13 protein-coding genes are annotated in these 23,957 nt (G+C 68.6%); 4 read left to right on the top strand and 9 right to left on the bottom strand.

All coding sequences use genetic code 11. The features are described from left to right. Nucleotides 1-29 precede the first annotated feature (29 nt). The 4 genes from U5S82_02530 to U5S82_02515 all read right to left on the bottom strand — a co-directional run bounded on the left by U5S82_02530 (nucleotide 30) and on the right by U5S82_02515 (nucleotide 5,064). A complete protein-coding gene (locus U5S82_02530; protein ID MDZ7750545.1) occupies nucleotides 30-323 on the bottom strand; it encodes a type II toxin-antitoxin system RelE/ParE family toxin in 294 nt (97 codons plus the stop codon). Then, entirely contained in the window at nucleotides 317-496 is a 180-nt protein-coding gene (locus U5S82_02525) for a hypothetical protein (protein MDZ7750544.1), read from the bottom strand. The genes U5S82_02530 and U5S82_02525 overlap by 7 nt, the downstream gene beginning before the upstream one ends. Nucleotides 497-781: 285 nt before the next feature. Next, nucleotides 782-3,883 carry an efflux RND transporter permease subunit gene (locus U5S82_02520; protein ID MDZ7750543.1) on the bottom strand — a complete coding sequence of 1,034 codons (3,102 nt, stop codon included), beginning with the start codon at nucleotides 3,881-3,883 and terminating at the stop codon, nucleotides 782-784. Next, entirely contained in the window at nucleotides 3,880-5,064 is a 1,185-nt protein-coding gene (locus U5S82_02515; GenBank protein ID MDZ7750542.1) for an efflux RND transporter periplasmic adaptor subunit, read from the bottom strand. Before U5S82_02515 ends, U5S82_02520 begins: the two co-directional genes overlap by 4 nt. A 728-nt stretch (nucleotides 5,065-5,792) precedes the next feature. Between U5S82_02515 and U5S82_02510 the strand changes: the two genes are divergently transcribed. The 3 genes from U5S82_02510 (at nucleotide 5,793) to U5S82_02500 (ending at nucleotide 17,351) form a co-directional block, all read left to right on the top strand. Continuing rightward, on the top strand, nucleotides 5,793-6,881 hold the full coding sequence (locus U5S82_02510) for a TIGR03032 family protein (GenBank protein ID MDZ7750541.1): 1,089 nt from the start codon (nucleotides 5,793-5,795) through the stop codon (nucleotides 6,879-6,881). A gap of 131 nt (nucleotides 6,882-7,012) precedes the next feature. Then, nucleotides 7,013-8,359 carry a TolC family outer membrane protein gene (locus U5S82_02505; GenBank protein ID MDZ7750540.1) on the top strand — a complete coding sequence of 449 codons (1,347 nt, stop codon included), beginning with the start codon at nucleotides 7,013-7,015 and terminating at the stop codon, nucleotides 8,357-8,359. 250 nt (nucleotides 8,360-8,609) lie between these two features. Further along, nucleotides 8,610-17,351, top strand: coding sequence for an Ig-like domain-containing protein (locus U5S82_02500; protein MDZ7750539.1), 8,742 nt, complete (start codon nucleotides 8,610-8,612; stop codon nucleotides 17,349-17,351). A 157-nt stretch (nucleotides 17,352-17,508) separates the two neighbouring features. Here the strand turns inward: U5S82_02500 and U5S82_02495 are convergent, their stop codons facing one another. The 4 genes from U5S82_02495 to U5S82_02480 form a co-directional block, all read right to left on the bottom strand. Beyond that, nucleotides 17,509-18,834 (bottom strand): HlyD family type I secretion periplasmic adaptor subunit, encoded by a 1,326-nt coding sequence (locus tag U5S82_02495; protein ID MDZ7750538.1) that lies wholly within the window; start codon nucleotides 18,832-18,834, stop codon nucleotides 17,509-17,511. Nucleotides 18,835-18,847: 13 nt separating this feature from the next. Further along, nucleotides 18,848-21,004 carry a type I secretion system permease/ATPase gene (locus U5S82_02490; protein MDZ7750537.1) on the bottom strand — a complete coding sequence of 719 codons (2,157 nt, stop codon included), beginning with the start codon at nucleotides 21,002-21,004 and terminating at the stop codon, nucleotides 18,848-18,850. A gap of 41 nt (nucleotides 21,005-21,045) precedes the next feature. Next, nucleotides 21,046-21,174, bottom strand: coding sequence for a hypothetical protein (locus tag U5S82_02485; GenBank protein ID MDZ7750536.1), 129 nt, complete (start codon nucleotides 21,172-21,174; stop codon nucleotides 21,046-21,048). Nucleotides 21,175-21,302: 128 nt separating this feature from the next. After that, complete coding sequence (locus tag U5S82_02480; GenBank protein MDZ7750535.1) at nucleotides 21,303-21,719, bottom strand: hypothetical protein; 417 nt, start codon at nucleotides 21,717-21,719, stop codon at nucleotides 21,303-21,305. Nucleotides 21,720-22,311: 592 nt separating this feature from the next. On the opposite strand from U5S82_02480, the gene U5S82_02475 reads away from it, so the two are divergent. Then, nucleotides 22,312-23,211 carry a choice-of-anchor L domain-containing protein gene (locus tag U5S82_02475; protein ID MDZ7750534.1) on the top strand — a complete coding sequence of 300 codons (900 nt, stop codon included), beginning with the start codon at nucleotides 22,312-22,314 and terminating at the stop codon, nucleotides 23,209-23,211. Between the two features lie 136 nt (nucleotides 23,212-23,347). Here U5S82_02475 and U5S82_02470 read toward each other — a convergent pair whose 3' ends face one another. After that, nucleotides 23,348-23,917, bottom strand: a complete 570-nt coding sequence (locus tag U5S82_02470) for a rhomboid family intramembrane serine protease (protein MDZ7750533.1) — start codon at nucleotides 23,915-23,917, stop codon at nucleotides 23,348-23,350. Between the last annotated feature and the right edge of the window lie 40 nt (nucleotides 23,918-23,957).

The raw sequence follows: 23,957 nt of genomic DNA, 5'->3' as shown, positions 1-23,957 counted from the left end.
TTGTTTTAGCCGTTTGTCCTGTGCGGGGGTTAGCGTTCAATCATCTCCGGCTGCAAATCTCTTCTTTTGTGGATCACGGCCAGCACGACGATGTCCGGTGCCTTGATTTCGTAGAGGATGCGATAGGAGTAAAGCGACAACTCGCGGATGGTCTCACTGCCGAGTTCCGGCACCATCTTCCCCCAGCGTGGCAGTTCATCAAGCCCATCGGTTCTGATCACGATATCCTGGGTGACCTTCCTGGCGTAGTGCGCCGAGTCGTGGGCGATGAAGTCGTGAATAGCGCGCAGGTCAGCTTTGGCCGGGTCCGACCAGATCACCATGTATCGATCTCGCGCTTCAAATTCTCGCTGGCGGTGGTTTTGCCCTGTTCGGCGGCCACTTGACCCTTGCGGATTTTATCCAGCACATAGAGCTGGTACATGATCTCGTCCATGTCGGTGTCATCGGGCAGTTTATCAATGGTCTCCAGGGCGTCCTGTTTGACGGGTTGCATGGTGGTCTCCTTCAATCGCTCTTAAGCGTTAACGGCCTGATCGTCGGGTAATGCATCCAGGTTCGTGTTTACCTGTACCGTGTAAGGGCGTGTTCCAGAAACGAACGAACACTCCAGTTACGTATAAGAATAACCCCCATTTGGGGTCAAGTTACTCCATGACAGGATTCAGGAGGAACCCCGACCGGACCCCGGCGGTTTGCCGGCGCGGATGTCGGTTGCCGGGAGCAACCGACCTACGGGCGGGCCTTGGCGTAGGTCGGCTGCTCCTGGCAGCCGACGGCCCTACGCCGGCACCGCATCCCCGGCCGGGCGGCGGCGCCCGCCGCGGTGGAACAGGGAGTAGACCACGGGGATCACCGCCAGGGTGATGAGGGCGGAGGAGGCGAGGCCGCCCACCACCACGCGGGCCAGGGGGGCCTGGGCGTCGGTGCCCTCACCGATCCCCAGGGCCAGGGGCATGAGGGCGAGGATGGTGGTGAGGCTGGTCATGAGCACGGGGCGCAGGCGGCGCCGGCCGGCCTCGGCCACCGCCTCGTTGGTGGCCATGCCGCCGCGGCGCAGGCGGCCGGCCTGGTCCACCAGCAGGATGGCGTTGTTCACCACGATGCCCGCCAGCATGATGCAGCCGATGCCGGACTGCAGATTGAGGGTGGTGTCGGTGAGGAACAGCGTCAGGATGACGCCGATGGCCGCCAGGGGCACCGTGAACATGACGATGAGGGGGTCGCCGAAGGACTCGTACTGGGAGGCCAGCACCATGTAGACCAGCACCAGGGCCAGCACCAGGGACACCACCATCTCGTCGAAGGCCTTCTGCTGCTCCTCGAAGTTGCCCTCGATGTTGAGGTCATAGCCCACGGGGCGGGCGATGCGCTCCAGGCGCTGCTGCACGTCCGCGGCCACCGAGCCGAGATCCCGCCCGGCGACGTTGCCGATGACGGTGATCTTGCGCTGCTGGTCCTTGCGCCCGATGGTCACCGGCCCGCGGCCGGTCTTCGTGGTCACCAGGTTGCGTACGGCCACCTGCTGGCCATCGGGGGTGCGCAGGGTGAGGTCCAGGATCTCGTCCAGGGAACGCTGCTCGGCGTCCTCGAGCTGCACCAGGATGCGGTAGGAATTGCCCGCCACGCGGTACTCCCCCGCCTTGGACCCCGCCACGGCGATCTGTATGGCCTCGGCCACGTCCCGCACCGCCAGGCCGAGATCTGCCACCTTGCCCCGGTCCACCTCGATCTCCTGCTGGGGGATGCCGGCCTCGCGGCTGAACTCCACGTCGGTGATGCCGGGGACGTCCTCGATGTTATCCACCACCTGGTGGGCCAGCAGGTCCAGGGTGTCGAGGTCGAAGCCCCGCACCTCCACGGTGACACCCTCGTCGGTGCGCAGCAGGCGTTCCAGCAGGAACTGGCCCTGGGGCGCGCGGGTGCGGATCTTCATGCCCGGGATGCGGCCTTCCAGGCGTTCCCGCAGATCCGCGGCGATGGCGGTGTTGGAGCGCTCACGCTCCCGGGCGGGCACCAGGGACAGGCGCACCTCGGCCCGGGCCTTGGTGCTGCCCCGGGTGCCGGAGGCGGTGACACTCACCACCGAGGACTCGGCCTCGGGCACGGCGTCGTAGATGAGCTGCTCCATGAGCCGGGCCTGGTGGTCGACGAGTTCGAGGCGGGTGCCCACGTCCATCTCGCCGGTCACCCGCACCTCGCCCTCGTCGCTGGGGGGCATGAACTCACTGCCCAGCAGGGGCGCCAGCAGCAGGGTGGCACCGAAGATGCCGAAGGCCACCAGCAGGGTGGTCCAGCGCCATCCCAGCACGGTCTCGAGGAATGCCCCGTAACCTTTTTCCAGGGCCTCCAGGCCGCGACCGATGCCGGCCGCCAGGCGGTCCGGGCCGCCGCCGGCCCCGGGCGGCTGCGGGCTCGCCAGTAGCCTCGATGCCAGCATGGGCACCAGGGACAGGGCCACCAGCAGGGCGCAGGCCAGGGAGAACATGATGACGTAAGCCAGCTCCTTGAACAGCACCCCGGAGACCCCGCGCACGAACACCAGGGGCAGGAAGATCACCAGGGTCGTGAGGGTGCCGGCCACCACCGCCGAGGCCACCTCGCCGGTGCCCTCCACCGCGGCGGTGGCCGCCGTGGCACCGTCGGCGCGGTGGTGGCGGAAGATGTTCTCCAGTACCACCACGGAGCTGTCCACCATCATGCCCACTCCCAGGGCGAGGCCCCCCAGGGACATGAGGTTCAGGGTAAAGCCGCCGAAGAACAGCAGGGCGAAGGTGGCGATGAGGGAGATGGGGATGGCCAGGGAGATCACCAGGGTGCTGCGCAGGTCCCGCAGGAAGAACAGCAGCACCAGCACCGCCAGCACGCCGCCGTAGAGCAGGGTGCGGGCCACGTTGGCGATGGCCCGCTCGATGAAGTTGCCCTGGTTGATCACCGGCACCACCCGCACCTGGGGAAAGGCGCGGTTGATTTCCTCGGCCTCGGCCAGCACCGCCTGGGCCACCTCCACGGTGTTGGCCCCGGGCTGCTTGCGGATGGCCAGGCGCAGGCCGCGCTCGCCGTTGACGCGGATGATGCGGGAGAGCTTCTCGTAGGTGTCCTGCACCGTGGCGATCTGGCCCAGGGTGACGGTGACGCCGTCGCGGCGGCTGATGACCGTATCGCGGATCTGGTCCAGGTCCCGGAACTCGGCGGGGGCGCGCAGGGTGACCTCGTGCTGGCCCTCCTCGATCTTGCCCGCCGGCAGGTCGAGGTTGGCATCGCGCAGGGCCTCGGTGATGTCGTTGAGGGGCAGCCCCAGGGCGTTTACCCGGGCCGGGTCCAGCTCCACCCGCACCTCGCGGTTGAAGCCGCCCCAGGGATCCACCTGTGCCACCCCCGGCAGGCGGGCGAAGCGGTAGCGTAGCTGGTCCTCCACCAGCTGGGTCAACTCCACCGGTTCCAGCCAGCTGGAGACCCCCAGCAGCACCACCGGAAAGCTGTCCACGTCGAACTTGGAGACCCGCGGCCCCACCACGTCGTCGGGCAGCTCGCTGATCTCGTCCTCGAGGGTGGCGCGCACGTCCACCGCCGCGGTGTCGATGTCGGTGCCCCAGCCGAAGTTCACCCGCACGCTGCTGTTGCCCTCGTAGGACTGGGACACCATCTCCTCCACGCCGGGCACGGTGGCGACCACCTCCTCCACGATCTGGGTCACCAGGCGTTCCATCACGATGGGGTCGGCGCCGTCGAACTGGGTGCGCACCGTGAGGGTGGGGAGCTCGATGCTGGGTAGGAGGTCGATCTGCAGGCGGGTGAGGGCCATGGAGCCCAGCACCACCACCATCAGGGTCACCATGGCGGTGAACACCGGGCGACACACGCTGGCGCGGGCCAGGTTCATCCCGGGCCTCCGCCGGCGTCCGCCAGCAGCACCTCGGAGCCGTCCTCCAACAACTGCTGGCCGAGGGTCACCACCCGACCCTCGAGGCCTTCGCCGCTCACCTGCACGCGGCCGGCCTCGCGAATGCCCGGGGTGACGGGGCGCCAGCGCGCGTGGTCGCTGCCCGGGGCCAGCACGAACACGCCCACCTCGCCATCGCGCTTGGCCAGGGCCCGCTCGGGCACGATGGTGGCACCGTCAACGGCGTCCAGCACCACCCGGGCGCGGGCGTACATGCCGGGTTTGAGGCGCAGATCCGGATTCTCCACCGCCACCTCCACCCGGGCCTGGCGGGTATCCTCCCGGAACACCGGGGCGATACGGGAGATGGTCCCCGGGAAGGCCTCCCCCGGATAGGCGTCGGTGCCGATGTCCACCCGCTGCCCGGGTGCCAGGAGGGCGTAGTCCCGCTCCGTGACGTGGAATACCGCGGTGATGGGGTGGAGGGCCACGATGCGCAGCAGGGAGGCGTTCTCGGACACCGTCTCACCCTCGTCCACGTAGCGTTGGGCCACCACACGCTCGCCGTCGCCCTGCTGCCAGGTCGCCCGTACCCGGGTGTAGTCGAGGCGGATGCGCGCGGTCTCCACCGCCGCCTCCGCCCGCGCCACTTGGGCGCGGCCCACCTCCACCTGGGCCTGTTTGGCGAGTTGATCGGCCATGGCCACGTCGCGCTGGGACACGGAACTGACGCCCCGCTGCTGGAGCTGCTCGATGCGCTCCAGCTCACGCTCCGCGATGATGAGCTGGCTTCGCGCCTCCGCCAGGTTGGCCCTGGCCACGGCGAGATCCGCCTCGGCCTGGGCCAGGGCCTGGCGGTGTTCGGCATCATCGATGAGGGCCACCACCTCGTCCCGCTTGACGGCATCCCCGAGGTCCGCCGTCAACCGCACGAGCCGCCCGCCCACCTTGGGCGACACCACGAACTCGGCCCGCGCCTCCAGGGTGCCGGTGAACTGGCGGCGCAGGGCGATGGTGCCCGTAGCGATGTCCGCCACCTCCACGGGCACCGGCCGTCGTTCCGGTTTGCCTTGGTCCGCGGCTGCCGCCTCCCCCGGGTCGAGGCGCTCGTAGACCTGCCAGCCGATGGTCCAACCCACGGCGGCCAGGAGGGCGAGGAAAATGCCCGTCCTCAGGCCCATGGGCTACCTGCCGCGGCGGGCGCCGGGGGGCGGGTCGAGGGGCGCTGCCGGCGGTGTCGGGATGGGGTCACGGGGAGCAAGGGATGGAGTGGATTCCGGTTGGGGTGAGGGGCGTCGGGTTAACTCTCATGGCGATACGAGCTACCCGAAATGATGAAAGCGGAGCGCGTATCGCCAGGAGAGTTCCCTCACCCCATCCCTGTACTCCGGGCATCCTGCCCTGCGCCCTGCGGGCCGCGCCGAGGCGCGTTCAAATCCGTTCCCGACGGATTTGTCCCAGCGGGAGAGGGGAGATCGTGCTTCGCGACTTTCACGTTAGTGCGCCAGGTGGTGTCCGGGTCCGGCTGAAGAACCGGACAACAGTATAAACGACCGGCGGGAGCGCGAGACGTTCCCCTCAGGTCCCCCGCCCTGCCGAGCACCATCTCCGGGGCCGCAGGAGCTCGTAGATACTCCATTTCCTGTCAAGCAGTCTGTAGGTCGGTTGCTCTCGGCAACCGACATCCGCGCCCGCAAACCGCCGAATCTCGTCGGCTGCCAAGAGCAGCCGACCTACGCCTCTTTCTGGCGCCAGGGGGTCAGCCTGTAGGTTGTGGAGTGAGGAAGGAATCACGACATCAACACTTGGTGTCGTTCAATGTGGCCGTTCCGAGTATTTCCCCCGTCGCCTTTATTACTTAACGTCTCGGGGTTAACATCCATTGCCGAATCAACACGGAATCCAAGGAATGACCCCAACGGACGAGGCCAACGCCGCCGGCGCCGAGCAACCTCCCCGCCTGGAGATCTCCGCCAGCCGCCAGTTCACCGCCTGGCTCGCGGAGCAGAAGGCGAGCCTGGCCTTCACCACCTACCAGACGGGCAAGGTGTTCTTCATCGGCCTGGGCCCAGACCAGCGCCTGTCCATCTTCGAGCGCACCTTCAACCGTTGCATGGGCATGTATGCCTCGCCCGATGCGCGCACCCTTTACATGAGTTCCCTGTACCAGTTGTGGCGCTTCGAACAGGCCTTCGAGCCGGGGGAGGCACACGACGGCTACGATGCCCTGTATATCCCGCAGTTGGGCTACGTTACCGGCGACCTGGACATCCACGACATCACGGTGGACGCCAGCGGGCGCCCGGTGTTCGTCAACACCCTGTTCAGCTGCCTCGCCACCACCAGTGAGACCCACAGCTTCACGCCCCTGTGGCAGCCGCCCTTCATCTCCAGGCTGGCGGCGGAGGACCGTTGCCACCTCAACGGCCTGGCGACGGCGGATGGGCAGGTCCGCTACGTGACCAGCGTGAGCGAGTCCGACGTGGCTGACGGCTGGCGGGAGCACCGCTCCAAAGGTGGGGTGCTGATGGAGGTGCCCAGTGGCGAGGTGGTGCTGGGCGACCTCTCCATGCCCCATTCGCCGCGGTTGTACCAGGGCAGGCTCTGGCTGCTCGATTCCGGGCGCGGCTACTTCGGTTATGCCGACCTGGAAAAGGGCCGGTTCGAGCCGGTGGCCTTCTGTCCCGGCTACATGCGCGGCCTGAGCTTCATCGGCAACTACGCCGTGGTGGGCCTGTCGCTGCCCCGCCACAACAAGACCTTCCAGGGCCTGGTGCTCGACGACGAGCTGGCGCGGCGCAAGGCCACGGCCCGCTGCGGCCTGGAGGTCATCGATCTCAGGTCGGGGGACGTGGTGCATTCGGTGCGCATCGAGGGCATCGTGGAGGAACTCTACGACGTGGTGACCCTGGCCGGTGTGCGGCGGCCCATGGCCCTGGGTTTCAAGTCCGACGAGATCCGCCGCCACCTGATGATGGGTGAGCCGGGTGCCCTCTGAGGGTCACGGGCGACTTTACAGGGCTTCGCAAGATAGTCTATTTAGAAGATATTTTTTAGAATATACTTGATACAAGAATGTTCGCCGCGAGTCGGCGTTGACGTCACACAGGGAATTTTTAGGGGGGGGACGTGAAAGGGGCCATACTCGCCATCGCGGCGTTACTGCTGCACACCATCCAGACCGTATCCGCAGCCGAGGCCACAGCCGTGGACCTCACTACCCTCGAGGGGGTGGTCCGCCACACCCTTTCGACCAACCCCGTGGTCCTGGGCCGCCGGGACGCGCGCCGCGCGGCCGACGAGGGACGTACCCAGGCCTTCGCGGGTTATCTGCCGACCCTTGACCTCACCATCGGCCTCGGCCGCGAGCGCACCGACGACCCCAGTACCCGGCTCGCTGGCGACGGCGATGTCTACCTGGATCGCGAGGAGGCCAACCTGACCCTGAGCCAGATGCTCTTCGATGGCTTTCGCACCCGCAGCGAGGTGGCGCGCAGCGAGGCCCTGATTGCCTCCGCCGCCACGGGGTTCGCCAATACCGCCGAGGACAACGCGATGCGCGCCACGGAGGCCTTCCTCGAGGTGCTGCGCCGGCGCGAGATCGTTGACATCACCGAGCGTAACGTCGCCACCCACCGTGACATCCTCGAGAAGATCCGCGCCCGCTCCGGCGGTGGTGCCGGCAACAAGGCCGATGTCCAGCAGACCCTGGGCCGTCTCGCGCTCGCCGAGTCCCGGCTGTCCCGGGCCAGGCGTGACGTCCGCAACGCCGAGGCCAACTTCGAGCGCGTCGTCGGCCCGCCCCCGGGCCGCCTGGTGAGGCCCGAGCCCCCGCGCGCCAGGCTGCCGGAAGATCGGGCGGCGACCCTGCGCCGGGCCAACGAGGAGCATCCGCGCATCGAGACCGCGCTCGCCGAACTCGAAGCCGCCAGGGCCACCCGTGACGCCACCCGCTCCGCCTTCTTTCCGCGTGTCGACCTCGAGCTGTCGGTGAACGAGAACGAGGACATCGATGGCGTGGAGGGTGACAACAACGATACCCGCCTAATGGCCGTGGCCCGCTATAACCTCTACCGGGGTGGCGCCGATGCGGCCCGCCACCGCCAGGCCGCCCACGACATCAGCCGGGCCATGAACCGCGTGGCCGATGAGCGTCGCGTGACGGCCGAGGAGGTGAACCTCGAGTGGAATGCCTGGGACACGTCCCGGGAGCGCATACCTTTCCTGTTGTCCCATGTGGAGGCCAGCGAGCAGGTGCTCCAGGCCTACCTCGAGCAGTTCAACATCGGCCAGCGCACCCTACTGGATGTCCTCGACTCGGAGAACGAGCTGCTGTCGGCGCGGGTTTCCTACATTACCGGCCTGTATACAGAGATGCTGGGGGTCTACCGGGTGCTGCGGGCGTTGGGGGGGCTGGCCCCCGGCCTGGGCATCGACCTGCCCGAGGGGACCCGGTATTCCGCGCGGGTGGAATGAGCCTCCCCCAAATGGGGGTGTCGGTTTTTTTTACACATGGCGTACCTGGGAGGCCGTGTGCCGCCGCCAAGTCATTGATGGGCCATGGCGGCCATGGAGTGGGAATGTTTCTTGCCTAGGCAGATTTTGTTTGCCGGTAAAGGCCGGGCCCGGGGCCCGTGTCCAGCGCGGCCGTTGGCGATGTCGTCAGTGAACAGGGAGCGGTGGCCCGGCCGATGGCCACCGTGAAGCGACCAAGGGGGGAGGTGCCATGAAGGGGCCGATCAATACGGAATCGGGTGCTCTCACGCCGGGAGCGGCAGTCGCGGACAGTGCCGGGGGGGCGCCTGTCCGCCTCGTCGACGATGCACCGCTTCTGCTTCAGGGCGAGTACCTGCGCCAGGGCGCCGACCTGGTGCTGCGCCAGCCCGGGGGTCGCGAGCACGTGCTCCAGGACTACTTCAAGGCCGCCGCGCCCGCCGATCTGGTGTCCCCCGGCGGGCCCAAGGTCCACGGTGCCACCGTCCTCGCCCTGGCGGGCCCGGCCCCCGAGCCGGTGCAGGTGGCCGGGCTGCTGGACAGCATCCGTGCCCGTTTCTCGGCCGAGCCCGACGCCGCCAGGATCGGCACCGTCAGGAACCTTGGGGGCGTGGTCACCGCCCGGGGTGCCGACGGCGAGCTGCGCCTGCTCAAGCACGGCGACGCGGTGTTCGAGGGTGATGTCCTCGAGACCAAGAGCGGCTTCGTCAGCATCCGCTTCCAGGACGGCACCTTCTTCCAGCTGGGCGCCAACGCCCGCGCCGTGCTGGACGAGTTCACCTACCAGCCCGAGGCCTCCGAGGGCAGCTTCGCCTCCACCGTGCTCATCGGCGCCTTCCGCTATGTCAGCGGCAAGCTCGCCGAACTCCAGACCGGGCGCCACTCCACCATCAAGACCCCGGTGGCCACCATCGGCATTCGCGGCAGCGAGCTGGACGGCGAGGTGGAGTCGGACGGTACCACCCATATCCTGCATTCCAGCGGCATCCTCGAAGTCCAGGACGTCAACGGCACCGGCATCGTCAGCCTGATCCGCACCGATACCGCCACCACCGTCGCCCCGGGCGATGCACCGATTCCGGTCTACCAGGCCCCGCCGGCCATGAAGGCCGACTTCCAGAACAAGCTGCCGCCGCGGCCCACGCCCCAGGAGCAGGAACAGGAAGATCCCGCCGAGCAACAGGCCCAGGATGCCGGCGGCTTCAACGAGTTCGCGCCCGGCGCCCCGGACGCCGATGACGACGACGGCGATGACGGCCCCGGGGGCGAGGACACCGCCGCGGACGGCGGCGCCGATGGCGGCCAGGACGACGGCGGGGACCCGCCACCGCCCCCCCCGGAGGACGCGCTGGCACCCGGGACCGAGCCCCAGACGGTGCTGCTGAACGCCCCGCCCACGCCTGCCGACGACACGGCGAGCACCAGTGAGGACGCATCCGTCACCCTCAACGTGCTGGCCAACGATACCGACCCGGATGGCGATGGCATTGCAGTGGTCTCTGCTAACCTCCAGTCCCTGAGCGGCTCCACCATCACCCTCACGCCGGACGGCACCCTCACCTTCGACCCGCGCACCAGCGACCTCTACCAGCAGCTTCGTCAGGGTAAATCCCTCACCGAGGGCATCAACTATACCGTCACGGATGCCCGTGGCGGCACCGCCACCGCCACCGCCTTTATTACCGTCACCGGCGTCAACGACGCGCCGGTGGCCGCGGATGACGCCGTGGCCACCGATGAGAACACGGTCCTCGGTGGCAACCTGCTCGCCGACAACGGCAACGGCGCGGACTCCGATCCGGATGCCGGCGACACCCTCACCATCAGCGCCGTCGACGGCTCCGGTGCGGCCGTGGGCAGCCCGATCACCCTGGCCTCCGGGGCCCTGCTCACCGTCAATCCCGACGGCACCTTCGCCTACGATCCCAACGACCAGTTCGGGGCCCTGAACGGGGGCGAGACCGCCACCGACACCTTCGGCTACACCGTCAGCGACGGCAACGGCGCCACCGACACCGCCTCCGTCACGGTCACCGTCACCGCTGCCAATGATGGACCCACGGCGCAGGACGACCTGGCCACCACCAACGAGGACACCGTTCTCACCACCGCCAACGTGCTGGCCAACGACACCGATCCGGACGCGTCGGACGTCCTGTTCGTCAGCGCCCTGGATACCACCGCCACCCAGGGCCTGGTGACCAGCAACGGCGACGGCACATTCAACTACGACCCCAACGGCCAGTTCGAATCCCTGGCCGCGGGCGAGACCACCACCGATACCTTCGGCTACACCGTCAGCGACGGCAACGGCGGTACCGACACCGCCACCGTCACGGTGACCGTCACCGGCGTCAACGACGCGCCGGTGGCCGCGGATGACGCCGTGGCCACCGATGAGAACACGGTCCTCGGTGGCAACCTGCTCGCCGACAACGGCAACGGCGCGGACTCCGATCCGGATGTCGGCGACACCCTCACCATCAGCGCCGTCGACGGCTCCGGTGCGGCCGTGGGCAGCCCGATCACCCTGGCCTCCGGGGCCCTGCTCACCGTCAATCCCGACGGCACCTTCGCCTACGATCCCAACGGCCAGTTCGAATCCCTTGCCGCGGGCGAGACCGCCACCGACACCTTCGGCTACACGGTAAGCGACGGCAACGGCGCCACCGACACCGCCACCGTCACGCTCACCGTCACCGGGGTCAACGATGGACCCACGGCCCAGGACGACCTGGCCACCACCGACGAGGACACCGTTCTCACCACCGCCAACGTGCTGGCCAACGACACCGATCCGGACGCGTCGGACGTCCTGTTCGTCAGCGCCCTGGATACCACCGCCACCCAGGGCCTGGTGACCAGCAACGGCGACGGCACATTCAACTACGACCCCAACGGCCAGTTCGAATCCCTGGCCGCGGGCGAGACCTCCACCGATACCTTCGGCTACACCGTCAGCGACGGCAACGGCGGTACCGACACCGCCACCGTCACGGTGACCGTCACCGGCGTCAACGACGCGCCGGTGGCCGCGGATGACGCCGTGGCCACCGATGAGAACACGGTCCTCGGTGGCAACCTGCTCGCCGACAACGGCAACGGCGCGGACTCCGATCCGGATGTCGGCGACACCCTCACCATCAGCGCCGTCGACGGCTCCGGTGCGGCCGTGGGCAGCCCGATCACCCTGGCCTCCGGGGCCCTGCTCACCGTCAATTCCGACGGCACCTTCGCCTACGATCCCAACGGCCAGTTCGAATCCCTTGCCGCGGGCGAGACCGCCACCGACACCTTCGGCTACACGGTAAGCGACGGCAACGGCGCCACCGACACCGACACCGCCACCGTCACGGTCACCGTCACCGGGGTCAACGATGGACCCACGGCCCAGGACGACCTGGCCACCACCGACGAGGATACCGTTCTCACCACCGCCAATGTGCTGGCCAACGACACCGACGGCGACCTCCTGTTTGTTAGTGCCCTGGATACCACCGCCACCCAGGGCCTGGTGACCAGCAACGGCGACGGCACATTCAACTACGACTCCAACGGCCAGTTCGAATCCCTGGCCGCGGGCGAGACCTCCACCGATACCTTCGGCTACACCGTCAGCGACGGCAACGGCGGTACCGACACCGCCACCGTCACGGTGACCGTCACCGGCGTCAACGACGCGCCGGTGGCCGCGGATGACGCCGTGGCCACCGATGAGAACACGGTCCTCGGTGGCAACCTGCTCGCCGACAACGGCAACGGCGCGGACTCCGATCCGGATGTCGGCGACACCCTCACCATCAGCGCCGTCGACGGCTCCGGTGCGGCCGTGGGCAGCCCGATCACCCTGGCCTCCGGGGCCCTGCTCACCGTCAATCCCGACGGCACCTTCGCCTACGATCCCAACGGCCAGTTCGAATCCCTTGCCGCGGGCGAGACCGCCACCGACACCTTCGGCTACACGGTAAGCGACGGCAACGGCGCCACCGACACCGCCACCGTCACGCTCACCGTCACCGGGGTCAACGATGGACCCACGGCCCAGGACGACCTGGCCACCACCGACGAGGACACCGTTCTCACCACCGCCAACGTGCTGGCCAACGACACCGATCCGGACGCGTCGGACGTCCTGTTCGTCAGCGCCCTGGATACCACCGCCACCCAGGGCCTGGTGACCAGCAACGGCGACGGCACATTCAACTACGACCCCAACGGCCAGTTCGAATCCCTGGCCGCGGGCGAGACCTCCACCGATACCTTCGGCTACACCGTCAGCGACGGCAACGGCGGTACCGACACCGCCACCGTCACGGTGACCGTCACCGGCGTCAACGACGCGCCGGTGGCCGCGGATGACGCCGTGGCCACCGATGAGAACACGGTCCTCGGTGGCAACCTGCTCGCCGACAACGGCAACGGCGCGGACTCCGATCCGGATGTCGGCGACACCCTCACCATCAGCGCCGTCGACGGCTCCGGTGCGGCCGTGGGCAGCCCGATCACCCTGGCCTCCGGGGCCCTGCTCACCGTCAATCCCGACGGCACCTTCGCCTACGATCCCAACGGCCAGTTCGAATCCCTTGCCGCGGGCGAGACCGCCACCGACACCTTCGGCTACACGGTAAGCGACGGCAACGGCGCCACCGACACGGGTACCGTGACAGTGACCCTCTCCGGCATCGACGATGCCGGCCCGGCGGGGGTCTTCGACCTAGCGAGCCTGCTGGGGGCCAACGGCGGCGACGGCAGCGCGGGCTTCGTGGTCAACGGCATCGATACCAGTGACTTTTCCGGCATCTCGGTGGCCGGCGCCGGAGACATCAACGGCGACGGTATCGATGACCTCATCATCGGGGCCTCGGGCGCCGACCCCAACGGCACCAGTGATGCCGGCGAGAGCTACGTGGTCTTCGGGCGCGCCGGGGGCTTCGGGGCCAGCATCGACCTCGGCGCCCTCGAAGGCAGCGACGGCTTCGTGCTCACCGGCATCGACTTCGACGACCGCTCTGGCTACTCGGTAGCCGGCGCCGGGGACGTCAACGGCGACGGCATCGACGACCTCCTCATAGGGGCCTACCGCGCCGACCCCAACGGCACCAGTGATGCCGGCGAGAGCTACGTGGTCTTCGGCCGTGCCGGGGGCTTTGGGGCGAGCGTGGACCTCGGCGCCCTCGAAGGCAGCGACGGCTTCGTGCTTACCGGCATTGACAGTTTTGACAACTCCGGCGTTTCGGTGGCCGGCGCCGGAGACATCAACGGCGACGGCATCGCGGAACTCCTCATTGGGGCCTACTACGCCGACCCCAACGGCAACAGTAATGCCGGCGAGAGCTACGTGGTGTTCGGGCGTGCCGGGGGCTTCGGGGCGAGCGTGGACCTCGGCGCCCTGGAAGGCAGCGACGGCTTCGTGCTCACCGGCATCGACGGCGACGACTACTCCGGCCGCTCGGTGGCGGGTGCCGGAGATGTCAATGGCGACGGCATCGCCGACCTCCTTATCGGGGCCTGGCGCGCCGACCCCAACGGCAACAGCAGCGCCGGCGAGAGCTACGTGGTCTTTGGCCGCGCCGGGGGCTTCGGGGCCGGCGTGGACGTCGGGGCGCTCGATGGCAGTGACGGCTTTGTGCTCACCGGCATCGACTTTGACGACCGTTCCGGCTATTCAGTGGCCGGCGCCGGCGACGTCAACGGCGATGGCATCGACGATCTCATCATCGGGGCCCGGGGCGCCGACCCCAACGACAACAGTAATGCCGGCGAGAGCTACGTGGTCTTTGGCCGCGCCGGGGGCTTCGGGGCGAGCGTGGACCTAGGCGCCTTGGACGGCAGCGACGGCTTCGTGCTCAACGGCATCGGCGGCGGTGATTTCTCCGGCCGCTCGGTGGCCGGCGTCGGGGATGTCAACGGCGACGGCATCGCCGACCTCCTCATCGGGGCCTTTGGCGCCGACCCCAACGGCAACAGTAATGCCGGCGAGAGCTACGTGGTGTTCGGGCGCGCCGGGGGCTTCGGGGCGAGCGTGGACCTCGCCGCCCTCGGAAGCGACGGCTTTGTTCTCACCGGCATCGACGGCGGTGACTTCTCCGGCCGCTCGGTGGCCGGTGCCGGAGACGTCAACGGCGACGGCATCGACGACCTGCTCGTCGGGGCCAACTTGGCCGACCCCAACGACAACACCGATGCCGGCGAGAGCTACGTGGTCTTCGGCCGGCCCACCGCCGGGGCCGCCGCGGTGGAGGGCACAGATCTTGCCGATGCGCCCCTGGACGGCACCGGGGCCGGGGAATACCTGCTGGGCCTCGTGGGTGACGACATCCTCAACGGTCTGGATGGTGACGACCACCTCATCGGCGGCGCCGGGGACGACTTCCTGGATGGTGGCCCTGGCGCCGACACCGCCGCCGGCGGCCCCGGCAACGACACCATCGTCTACGATGCCCTCGACACCCGGGTGGTGGGCGGCGGCGGTGACGACACCGTCACCACCGGCCCCGCCGGCTCGAACCTCACCATCGACCTCACCACCGGCCGCGGCGACCCCGGCGCCTCCCACTACAGCGAGTACCGGGATATCGAGATCTTCGATATCCGCACCAACGCCGACAACACCCTGGTGCTGGACGCCACTGCCCTGTTCGCCGTCACCGATGCCCGCAACACCCTGCGGGTGCGGGGCGATGCCGCCGACACGGTGCAGACCACCGACAGCGGCTGGGTGGACGAGGGCACCGAGGTGGTGGACGCCGTCACCTACCAGCGCTTCACCCAGGGCCAGGCCGTGCTGCTGGTGGAGCAGGGCATGACCCTCGCCGGCGGCCTCACCCCGGAGGTCTTCGACCTGGGGAGCCTGCTGGCGGCCAACGGCGGCGACGGCAGCGCGGGCTTCGTGCTGAACGGTATCGACGGCGGCGACCGCTCCGGCTACTCGGTGGCCGGCGCCGGGGACGTCAACGGCGATGGCATCGACGACCTCATCATCGGGGCCTTCCGCGCCGACCCCAACGGCACCAGTGATGCCGGCGAGAGCTACGTGGTCTTCGGCCATGCCGGGGGCTTCGCGGCCAGCGTGGACCTCGGGGCGCTGGATGGCAGCGACGGCTTCGTACTCACCGGCATCGACCTCAACGATTACTCCGGCCGCTCAGTATCCGGCGCGGGGGATGTCAATGGCGACGGCATCGACGACCTCCTCATCGGGGCCCACTACGCCGACCCCAACGGCAACAGCACGGCGGGCGAGAGCTACGTGGTCTTCGGCCGTGCCGGGGGTTTCGGAACCAGCATCAACCTCGGTGCCCTCGACGGCAGTGACGGCTTCGTGCTCACCGGCATCGACAGCTTCGACCGCTCCGGCGTCTCGGTGGCCGGCGCCGGGGACGTCAACGGCGACGGCATCGCCGACCTCCTCATCGGGGCCTACCTCGCCGATCCCAACGGCAACAGTAATGCCGGCGAGAGCTACGTGGTCTTCGGCCGCGTCGGGGGCTTCGGGGACAGCGTGGACCTCGGGGCCCTCGATGGCAGCGACGGCTTCGTGCTTACCGGTATCGACAGCGGCGACGGGGCGGGTTCTTCTGTCTCCCGTGCCGGCGACGTCAACGGCGATGGCATCGACGACCTCCTCATCGGGGCCGACGGCGCCGACCCCAACGGCAATAACCAGGCCGGAGAGAGCTACGTGGTCTTCGGCCGCGCCGGAGGCTTCGGGGCCAGCGTGGACCTCGGGGCCCTCGATGGCAGCGACGGCTTCGTGCTCACCGGCATCGATAGCCTCGACTTCTCCGGTCGCGCGGTGGCGGGCACCGGCGACGTCAACGGCGACGGCATCGACGACCTGCTCATCGGGGCACAGGATGCCGACCCCAACGGCACCGGTTCTGCCGGCGAGAGCTATGTCGTCTTCGGGCGCGCCGGGGGCTTCGGGGCCAGCCTTGACCTCGGCACCCTCGACGGCAGCGACGGCTTCGTGCTCACCGGCATCGGCAGCGGCGACCGCTCCGGCGTCTCGGTGGCCGGCGCCGGGGACGTCAACGGCGACGGCATCCATGATCTCCTCATCGGGGCCTTTGGCGCCGACCCCGACGGCAACAGCGCCGCCGGCGAGAGCTACGTGGTCTTCGGCCGCGCCGGGGGCTTCGGAGCCAGCATGGACCTGGGGGCCCTTACCGGCAGCAACGGCTTCGTGCTCACCGGCATCGCGGCGAACGACTTTTCCGGCAACTCGGTGGCGGGCGCCGGAGACGTCAACGGCGACGGTATCGACGACCTCCTCATCGGGGCCTACGGCGCCGACCCCAACGGCAATGACCTCGCCGGTGAAAGCTACGTGGTCTTCGGCCGGCCCACGGCCGGGGCCGCCGTGGTGGAGGGCAGCGCGGGCGCCGACACCGTGACCGGTACCGGGGCCGGGGAATATCTCCTCGGCCTCGCGGGTGACGACATCCTCAACGGTCTGGACGGCGACGACCACCTCATCGGCGGTGCCGGGGACGATGTCCTGGATGGCGGCCCCGGCGCCGACACCGCCGCCGGTGGCCTGGGCAACGACACTATCGTCTACGACGCCCTCGACACCCGGGTGGTGGGCGGCGGCGGCGTGGACACCCTCCGGGTGGCGGGGGCCGGCGAACTCATCGACTTCAGCGGCATGGGACGGCTCAACACCGAGAGCGTGGAGCGCATCGATCTCACGGGGACGGGGGACAACACCCTGGCGCTGTCCTTCGCCCGGGTCTTCGATCTGGCGCAGGATTTCAACCTGTTCACTGCCGATGACACCCGCCAGGTGGTGGTGGATGGGGACGAGGGGGATAGCGTCAACCTGTTCGCCGATGACCCGGCCGACGTGAGCGCCGGGGCCGCGGTGGACATCGGCGGCACCCAGTACACCCCCTACACCCACGCCGGCCTGGCCGCCACGGTGTTCATGGCAGACGAGCTGGCGGTGGACACCCAGGTGCTGGTGGGGTAGAGGCACCTCGCCTGCGAGGGGCTCCTGCCGGCCACCCGGCCGGAATGCCGCTGGGTGCGCCTATTCCAGGGCGCCGGGGCAGTCGGCCGCCTGGTTCCGGCCCGCGGCCTTCATCGAGGCGGCGCCTGCAGGCCGAGTCGGCGGATTGTGAGCGCCGTCAGCGCTCCCGCAGGGCGCGCTCCTGGGCCCGGCGGATGGGCTTCATGAGGTAATCCAGGATGGTCTTCCTGCCGGTGAGGATGTCCACGCTGGCGGTCATGCCGGACATGATGGGCAGGGGGGCCTCCTCCGACCCCAGGTGTGTCTCTTTGGTGCGCAGCCGGATCTCGAAAAAGTGTTCCCCCTGCTCGTCCATGATGGAGTCGGCGCTGATGTGCTCCAGGGTGGCCTCCAGGCCGCCGTAGATGGCGAAGTCGTAGGCGGTGAGCTTGACCGTGGCGGGCTGGCCGGGGTGGAGGAAGGCGATGTCGGCGGGTCTTACCCGGGCCTCCACCAGCAGGGTGTCCTCGGCGGGGACGATCTCCACCAGGTCCATGCCCGGCTGGATGACCCCGCCCAGGGTGGTGACCATGACCTGCTTGACGGTACCGGCCAACGGTGCGCGCACCGCGGTGCGCCGCACCCGGTCGGCGGCGCTGATGTTGCTTTCCTCCAGGCTGTCGAGTTCGGCCCGGGCCTCGTTGAGTTGGGTCCGGGCCTCGGTGATGAAGCGCAGGCGGCGCTCGCGGATCCGGCCCTCGGCCTCCTCGATGGCGGCGCGCACGCGGGGGATGGCGAGCCGCACCATCTCCAACTGGCCGGCGAGGTCGTTGACGTCCCGCTCCCGGCGGATGAGGTCCATCTCCGACATGGCGCCCTTATCCACCAGCGGCGCCGTGATCTCCAGCTCCTTGCGCGCCAGGGCGAGGCCCCGGACGAGCTTGTCCCGCTCGGCCTGCAGCTCCCGCAGCTCCTGGGTCTTCTGGGTCAGCTGCTGGCGCAGGATGTCCACGCTGTTGGTGAGTTCCTGCTGGCGCGAGTGATAAAGGGCCAGCTCGCCGGCGTAGAGTTCACCCTTCTGCCGGTCGAGATCCGGTGGCACGACGAAGGGCCGCTCCTCCACCTCCGCCGCGAGGCGACCGATACGGGCCTCGAGGCTGGCGATGCGCAGGCGGCCCTCGCGCATGGTGGCGGAGAAACGGGTGTCGTCGATGCGCAGCAGCACCTGGTCCCGGTCCACCCAGTCGCCCTCGCGCACCAGGATCGCCGACACGATGCCCCCTTCCAGGTTCTGGACCACCTGCACCTGGCTCGATGGGATGACCCGCCCGTCGGCGCGGGTGACCTCGTCGACCTCGGCCCACCAGGCCCAGGCCAGGGCCGCGGCCAGGAAGAGGACGGTGAGCCACAGGATCAGGTGGCCCGCCCGGGGCAGGCGTTCCAGGTGGGCCGCATCCACCTCGGGCAGGAAGTCGGTCTCCTTGTGGCGGGGTCGTTTCGCCATGGTTCAGTTGGGCTCAGTTGGCCGTTTCACGGCCGGGGTCGTTCCCCGACAGGGCCTGGAGGACCGTGTCCCGCGGGCCGTCGGCCACCACCCGGCCCCGGTCCAGGACGATGAGCCGGTCCACCAGGGGCAGCAGGGTGGTGCGGTGGGTCACCAGTAACAGGGTCCTGTCGCGCCCGGCCTGCTCCTGGAGCAAGCGGCCCAGGAATCGCTGCTCGGCGCCACTGTCCATGCTGCCCGTGGGTTCGTCCAGGAGCAGCAGCGGCGGGTCCAGCAGCAGGGCCCGGGCGATGGCGATCCCCTGGCGTTGTCCCCCGGACAGGGCACGCCCCTGCTCCCCCACCTGCAGGTCATAGCCATCGGGGTGGCGGCTCAGGAAATCGTGGATACCAGCGAGCCGGGCGGCCCGCACCACCGCCTCGTCGTCCACGTGAGCATTACCGTAGACGATGTTGTCCCGCACCGTGCCGCTCACCAGGGTGATGTCCTGGGGCACGTAGCCCATGTCACGGCGGATCTCCGCCGGGTCCAACTGGTTGAGGTCGGTTCCATCCACCAGGATGTTCCCCTCCTGGGGCACGTAAAACTTCAGGAGCAGGCGTTGCACGGTGCTCTTGCCCGAGCCCACCGGCCCCACCAGGGCCACCCGTTGCCCCGGGCGGATGTGCAGGCTGACGCGCTCCAGGGCCGGGACCTGTTGGTCCGGGTAGCGGAAGGTCACGTCCCGAAACTCGATCTCGCCCCGCAGCCCGTCCCGGTGCAGGAAGCGCCGCTCCAGCGGGCGTTCCTCGGGCAGGGCCATGATTTGGTCCAGGGTGCGGTAGGCGGCGCGGGACTGGTGATAGCGGGTGAGCAGGCCCGCCACCTGGCCCATGGGTGTCAACGCCCGCCCGGTGAGGATGGCGCAGGCGATGAGCCCACCCATGGTGAGGCTGCCCGCGGCGATCAGGTATACCCCCTGGACGATGACGGCCACGTAGGTGAGTTGCTGGACCAGCTGGGCGAAGCTGACGCCCCCGGAGGACAGGAAACGGGCCTTGAGTCCGAGGCGGGCGATCTCCCCCACCCGCTGTTCCCAATCCCGCTGTACCTGGCCCTCGGCGCCCTGGGCCTTGACCGTGTCCAGGCCCATCAGGGTCTCCACCAGTACGGCGTGGCGGCGGGCGGTGGCCTGGAACATGCGCTCGATGAGGCCGCGTGCCCCGTACTGGAGCAGCAGTCCCGTTAAGATCACCACGGGGATGGCGATGGCCGGCAGCAGCGCCAGGGACGGGCCGCCGATGGCGTAGATAACGGCGATGAAGATGAGCACGAAGGGCAGGTCGATGACCGTGGCCAGGGTAGCCGAGGTGAAGAAGTCGCGGAAGGACTCGAATTCCTGGAGGTTGTTGGCGAAGGCCCCCACGGAGCCGGGCCGGGCAGCGAGCTGAACTCCCAGGACATGCCGAAAGATATGGCTGGAGAGCAGGATGTCCGCCCGCTTGCCGGCCATGTCGATGAAATAGCCCCGCACGGCCTTCATCAGGAAGTCGAACACCAGCACGATGCCGACGCCGATGGCCAGCACCCACAGGGTCTCCACCGCCTGGTTGGGGACCACCCGGTCGTACACGTTCATCACGAACAGAGGCGTGGCGAGGGCGAACAGGTTGATGAGCAGCGAGGCCACCACCACCTCGGCGTAGGCCGGCCACGAGCGCCTCAGGGTGGACCAGAACCAGTGCCCCGTGAGTGCCGGGGAGGACTCATCGGCGGGGCCGGCGAAGCGGTGGGCGGGCCTGGCGAGCAGCGCCCTGCCGGTGTATTCGGCCTCCAGTTCCGTCACCGGCAGTCGCACCTCACCGCCGCCGGTGGCAGGCTCCACCACCGTCGCCTCGTCGCCGTCCACGGCCATCAGCACCACGGCGTCGCCGTCCTCGAGCAGCAGCACCGCCGGCAGCACCCGCGCCGACAGCCTGGCCAGCGGCCGCTGCACCAGCCCGGCCGCCAGCCCCGCACGCTCGGCGGCGCGGATGAACAGGGCCGGGGTGAGGCGGCCATGCTCCAGGGGCAGCCCCGCGGTCAATGCGGCCGCCGACAGCGGCCGCCGGTGATGGCGGGTCACCACCACCAGCGCGCCGGCGAGGGGGTCGTTCGCCGACGAGGGGGTGTGGCCGGGTGTGTGGTCCATGCAGCGTCCTTCGCTGGAGAGTCCTCGGGTGTGGCCGCCCATTATCCCTTGCCCTTGCCCCAGACCCAAGCCCGGGGAGCGGTATCGCGCGTGTTTCTGTAGACCTGCCAGCCGATGGTCCCGCCAACGGCGGTCCGGAGGATGGAGAAGATGCCCGTCTTCAGGTCCATGGGCAGCCTGCGGCAGTAGGCGTTGCGGGGCGGGCAGAAGGGTGCTGCCGGCGCCTTCCCGCTGGGTGATGGGGAACAAGGGACGGAGTGAATTCCGCCCGGCGGGAGCGGTGCGGGTCAGCGGCGCCTCAGGTCCGGCGCCGGCGTTTGCGGAGGGTGCAGGCCTCGATGGCCGGGATGAACGCGTCATCCGGGATGGCGGCCACGGCGCCGTGGCGGCGGCGCGCGGCGTCCACCGTGGTCCAGATGTCGGCGGTGGCGTCGGCCGGGTCCAACCCGTCGCCGGCCGCTCCCAGGCCCTGTACACCCCCCAGCAGAATACGTTCGTAGACGCTCTTCGGCGTCACCGTGAGGTCGTCTTCATGGCCCAGGGCCGGCAGGGCCCTGGCCTTCAGGTGCTCTGCGAGTTCGTGGCACACGGCATGAGCCCCGGGCACGGTGCAGTCGTATTCCACCCCGCCCCGGCGCACCACCTCGCGGGCGTGGCGGCAGTGCGCACTGGCCGCCGCCAGCACCACTGAAAAGGGGCATTTCAGATCGCTCATGGGGTCTATGGTAAGTGCCGCCGGGCAGCGGGGGAAGGCCTCCTGCGCACCGTTCCGCGGCGGCCGGCGGGGTTGCATCAGCCCGTCCATCGAGGTCGGCTGCCCGTTCGTCACGAGCGGTGACCCGGCCCATGGACCGGCGGCGGGGGCGATGTCATGAGCCGGTCTTGCAGGTGTTGATGCCCATGGCTCATCTCCTCATATGCCGGATGACCTCCGCCAGTCGGTGGCCCAGCTTGGCGAATACGAAGCGGCGGCATAGGGCCCCGTGAGGCTAACCGGTCCAGTGGGCGTTGGATGGAATGGGCGTTAGCCCGGCGGCCCACTCCCGCGCGGCCGTGGGATAACTGAAAAAACCATGCCCGATCTTCCAAGGTTCCTGGGTTGAGGCACCATCGGCTGGAACCTTGTCGGTAGATTTTACAGTCTCGCGGTTAAAGATCGGCTCGACTCCACGCGGCGTTTTTTAAGGCATTTATTTTATTCAATTTCATTGAGCGCGTCGGGCCATGGCATGGAGTTTGCTTGTGATTGAGTGTTGCTGTTTGTTCCACGTATATGGTTGAAAATCAAACACAGGAGTTAAAGTTCAATGGCCAAATCTAATCTACGTAAAGGCGCCCTCGCCTCCGCCCTTGGCGCAGCGCTGCTGGCCCCAGGGGGGGCTAATGCCCTGGTGATCGACCAGACTTCGGCCGGTGATGCCGCCACCCTCGCCGCTTTGTTGGCAGGCGCGGGCAGTGGCATCACCGTCGTTGGCGGTACCGAGTCCTTCATCGGCGATGCACTGGCCTCCGGCACCTTCTCGGGCGCCGGCGGCGCCATCGGCATCGATGAGGGTGTGATCTTTTCCAGTGGCGATGCCGCCGATGCGGTGGGGCCCAATGCTCTCGATGCTACGACCACCGATTTCGGCAATCCCGGTGATGCCGACCTCGACACCGCGAGTCCGGACCCCACCTTTGACGCCGCGGGCATCGTGTTCGAGTTCACCACCACCACCGGCGACCTGTTTTTCAGTTATGTGTTCGCGTCGGAGGAGTACAACGAGTTCGTCGGTGGTACGGTGAATGACGCCTTCGGCTTCTTCGTGGACGGCGTGAATATCGCCCTCGTGCCCGGCACCAGCGACCCGGTGAATATCGACACCGTGAACTGCGACAACCCCTTCGCTCCGCCCGGGGGATCCAACTGCTCGTTGTTCAACAACAACGATCTGGACGACGGCGGGCCGTTCTTCGACGTCGAGTACGATGGCTTCACCGACGTCTTCACGGCCTCCATCCTCGGCCTCGGCGCCGGCAGTCACACCATGAAGCTCGTGGTCGGTGATGGTGGTGACCGTATCCTCGACTCGGCGGTTTTCCTGGAGGCGGGCAGCTTCAGCGGCACCGACCCCACCGACCCCACCATCCCGGAGCCCGCCACTGTGGCCCTGATGGGGCTGGGCCTGGCGGGCCTCGGCTGGAGCCGGCGCAAGGCGCGGGCCTGAAACGAGGTTTTGCACCCGCCGGCCGGCGGCCAACACCCTGCCGCGGAGTTCCGCGGCAGGTTTTTTCGTTTTGGCCGGTAGTCGCCCAAAGTGGAGCAGTACGCCCATCCGGGCCGAACACCGGGGCCGGTCCCCGTCACCTGGCCTGGGGGTAGGGCCGGAAGATGAGCACGAACAGCAGCCCGAACACCATGCCCGCGAGATGGGCGAAGTGGGCCACGCCCTGCCGGGTCCCGTAGACCCCCGCCACCAGTTCCAGGATGCCGACGAAGACCACGAAATACTTGGCCTTCATGGGAATGGGCGGGATAAGCAGCATCACCATCTGGTTCGGGAACTTGAGCCCGAAGGCCAGGAGGATGGCAAACACGCCGCCGGAGGCGCCCACCGAGGGGGCCGGCGGCAGGATGCCGGCGTAACCCAGGGCCACCTGCACCAGGCCCGCCCCCACCACGCAGAACAGGTAGTAGCCGAGGAAGGTCGCCGATCCCCACACCCGTTCGACGGGGGCGCCGAACATCCACAGCACGAACATATTGACGAACAGGTGAAACAGCCCGCCGTGCAGGAAGGCGTAGGTAAGCAACTGCCACGGAGCGAAATGACCGGGCTCCAAAGCCGCCGGCAGCCCGTAGCCGATGTCGGTGCCGAGGGGCCACAACGCGAAGTGCTGGAACGCCGCGTAGGGTGCTCCCAGCATCAGCATGTAGCTCAGGCCGTTGGCGATGAGCAGGACGGTGACGACG

The sequence above is a fragment of the Gammaproteobacteria bacterium genome, assembly GCA_034522055.1.
GTDB lineage: Bacteria > Pseudomonadota > Gammaproteobacteria > JAABTG01 > JAABTG01 > JAABTG01.
The sequence above is the reverse complement of the archived record's forward strand: the minus strand, read 5'-3'. Positions and strand labels throughout refer to the sequence as shown.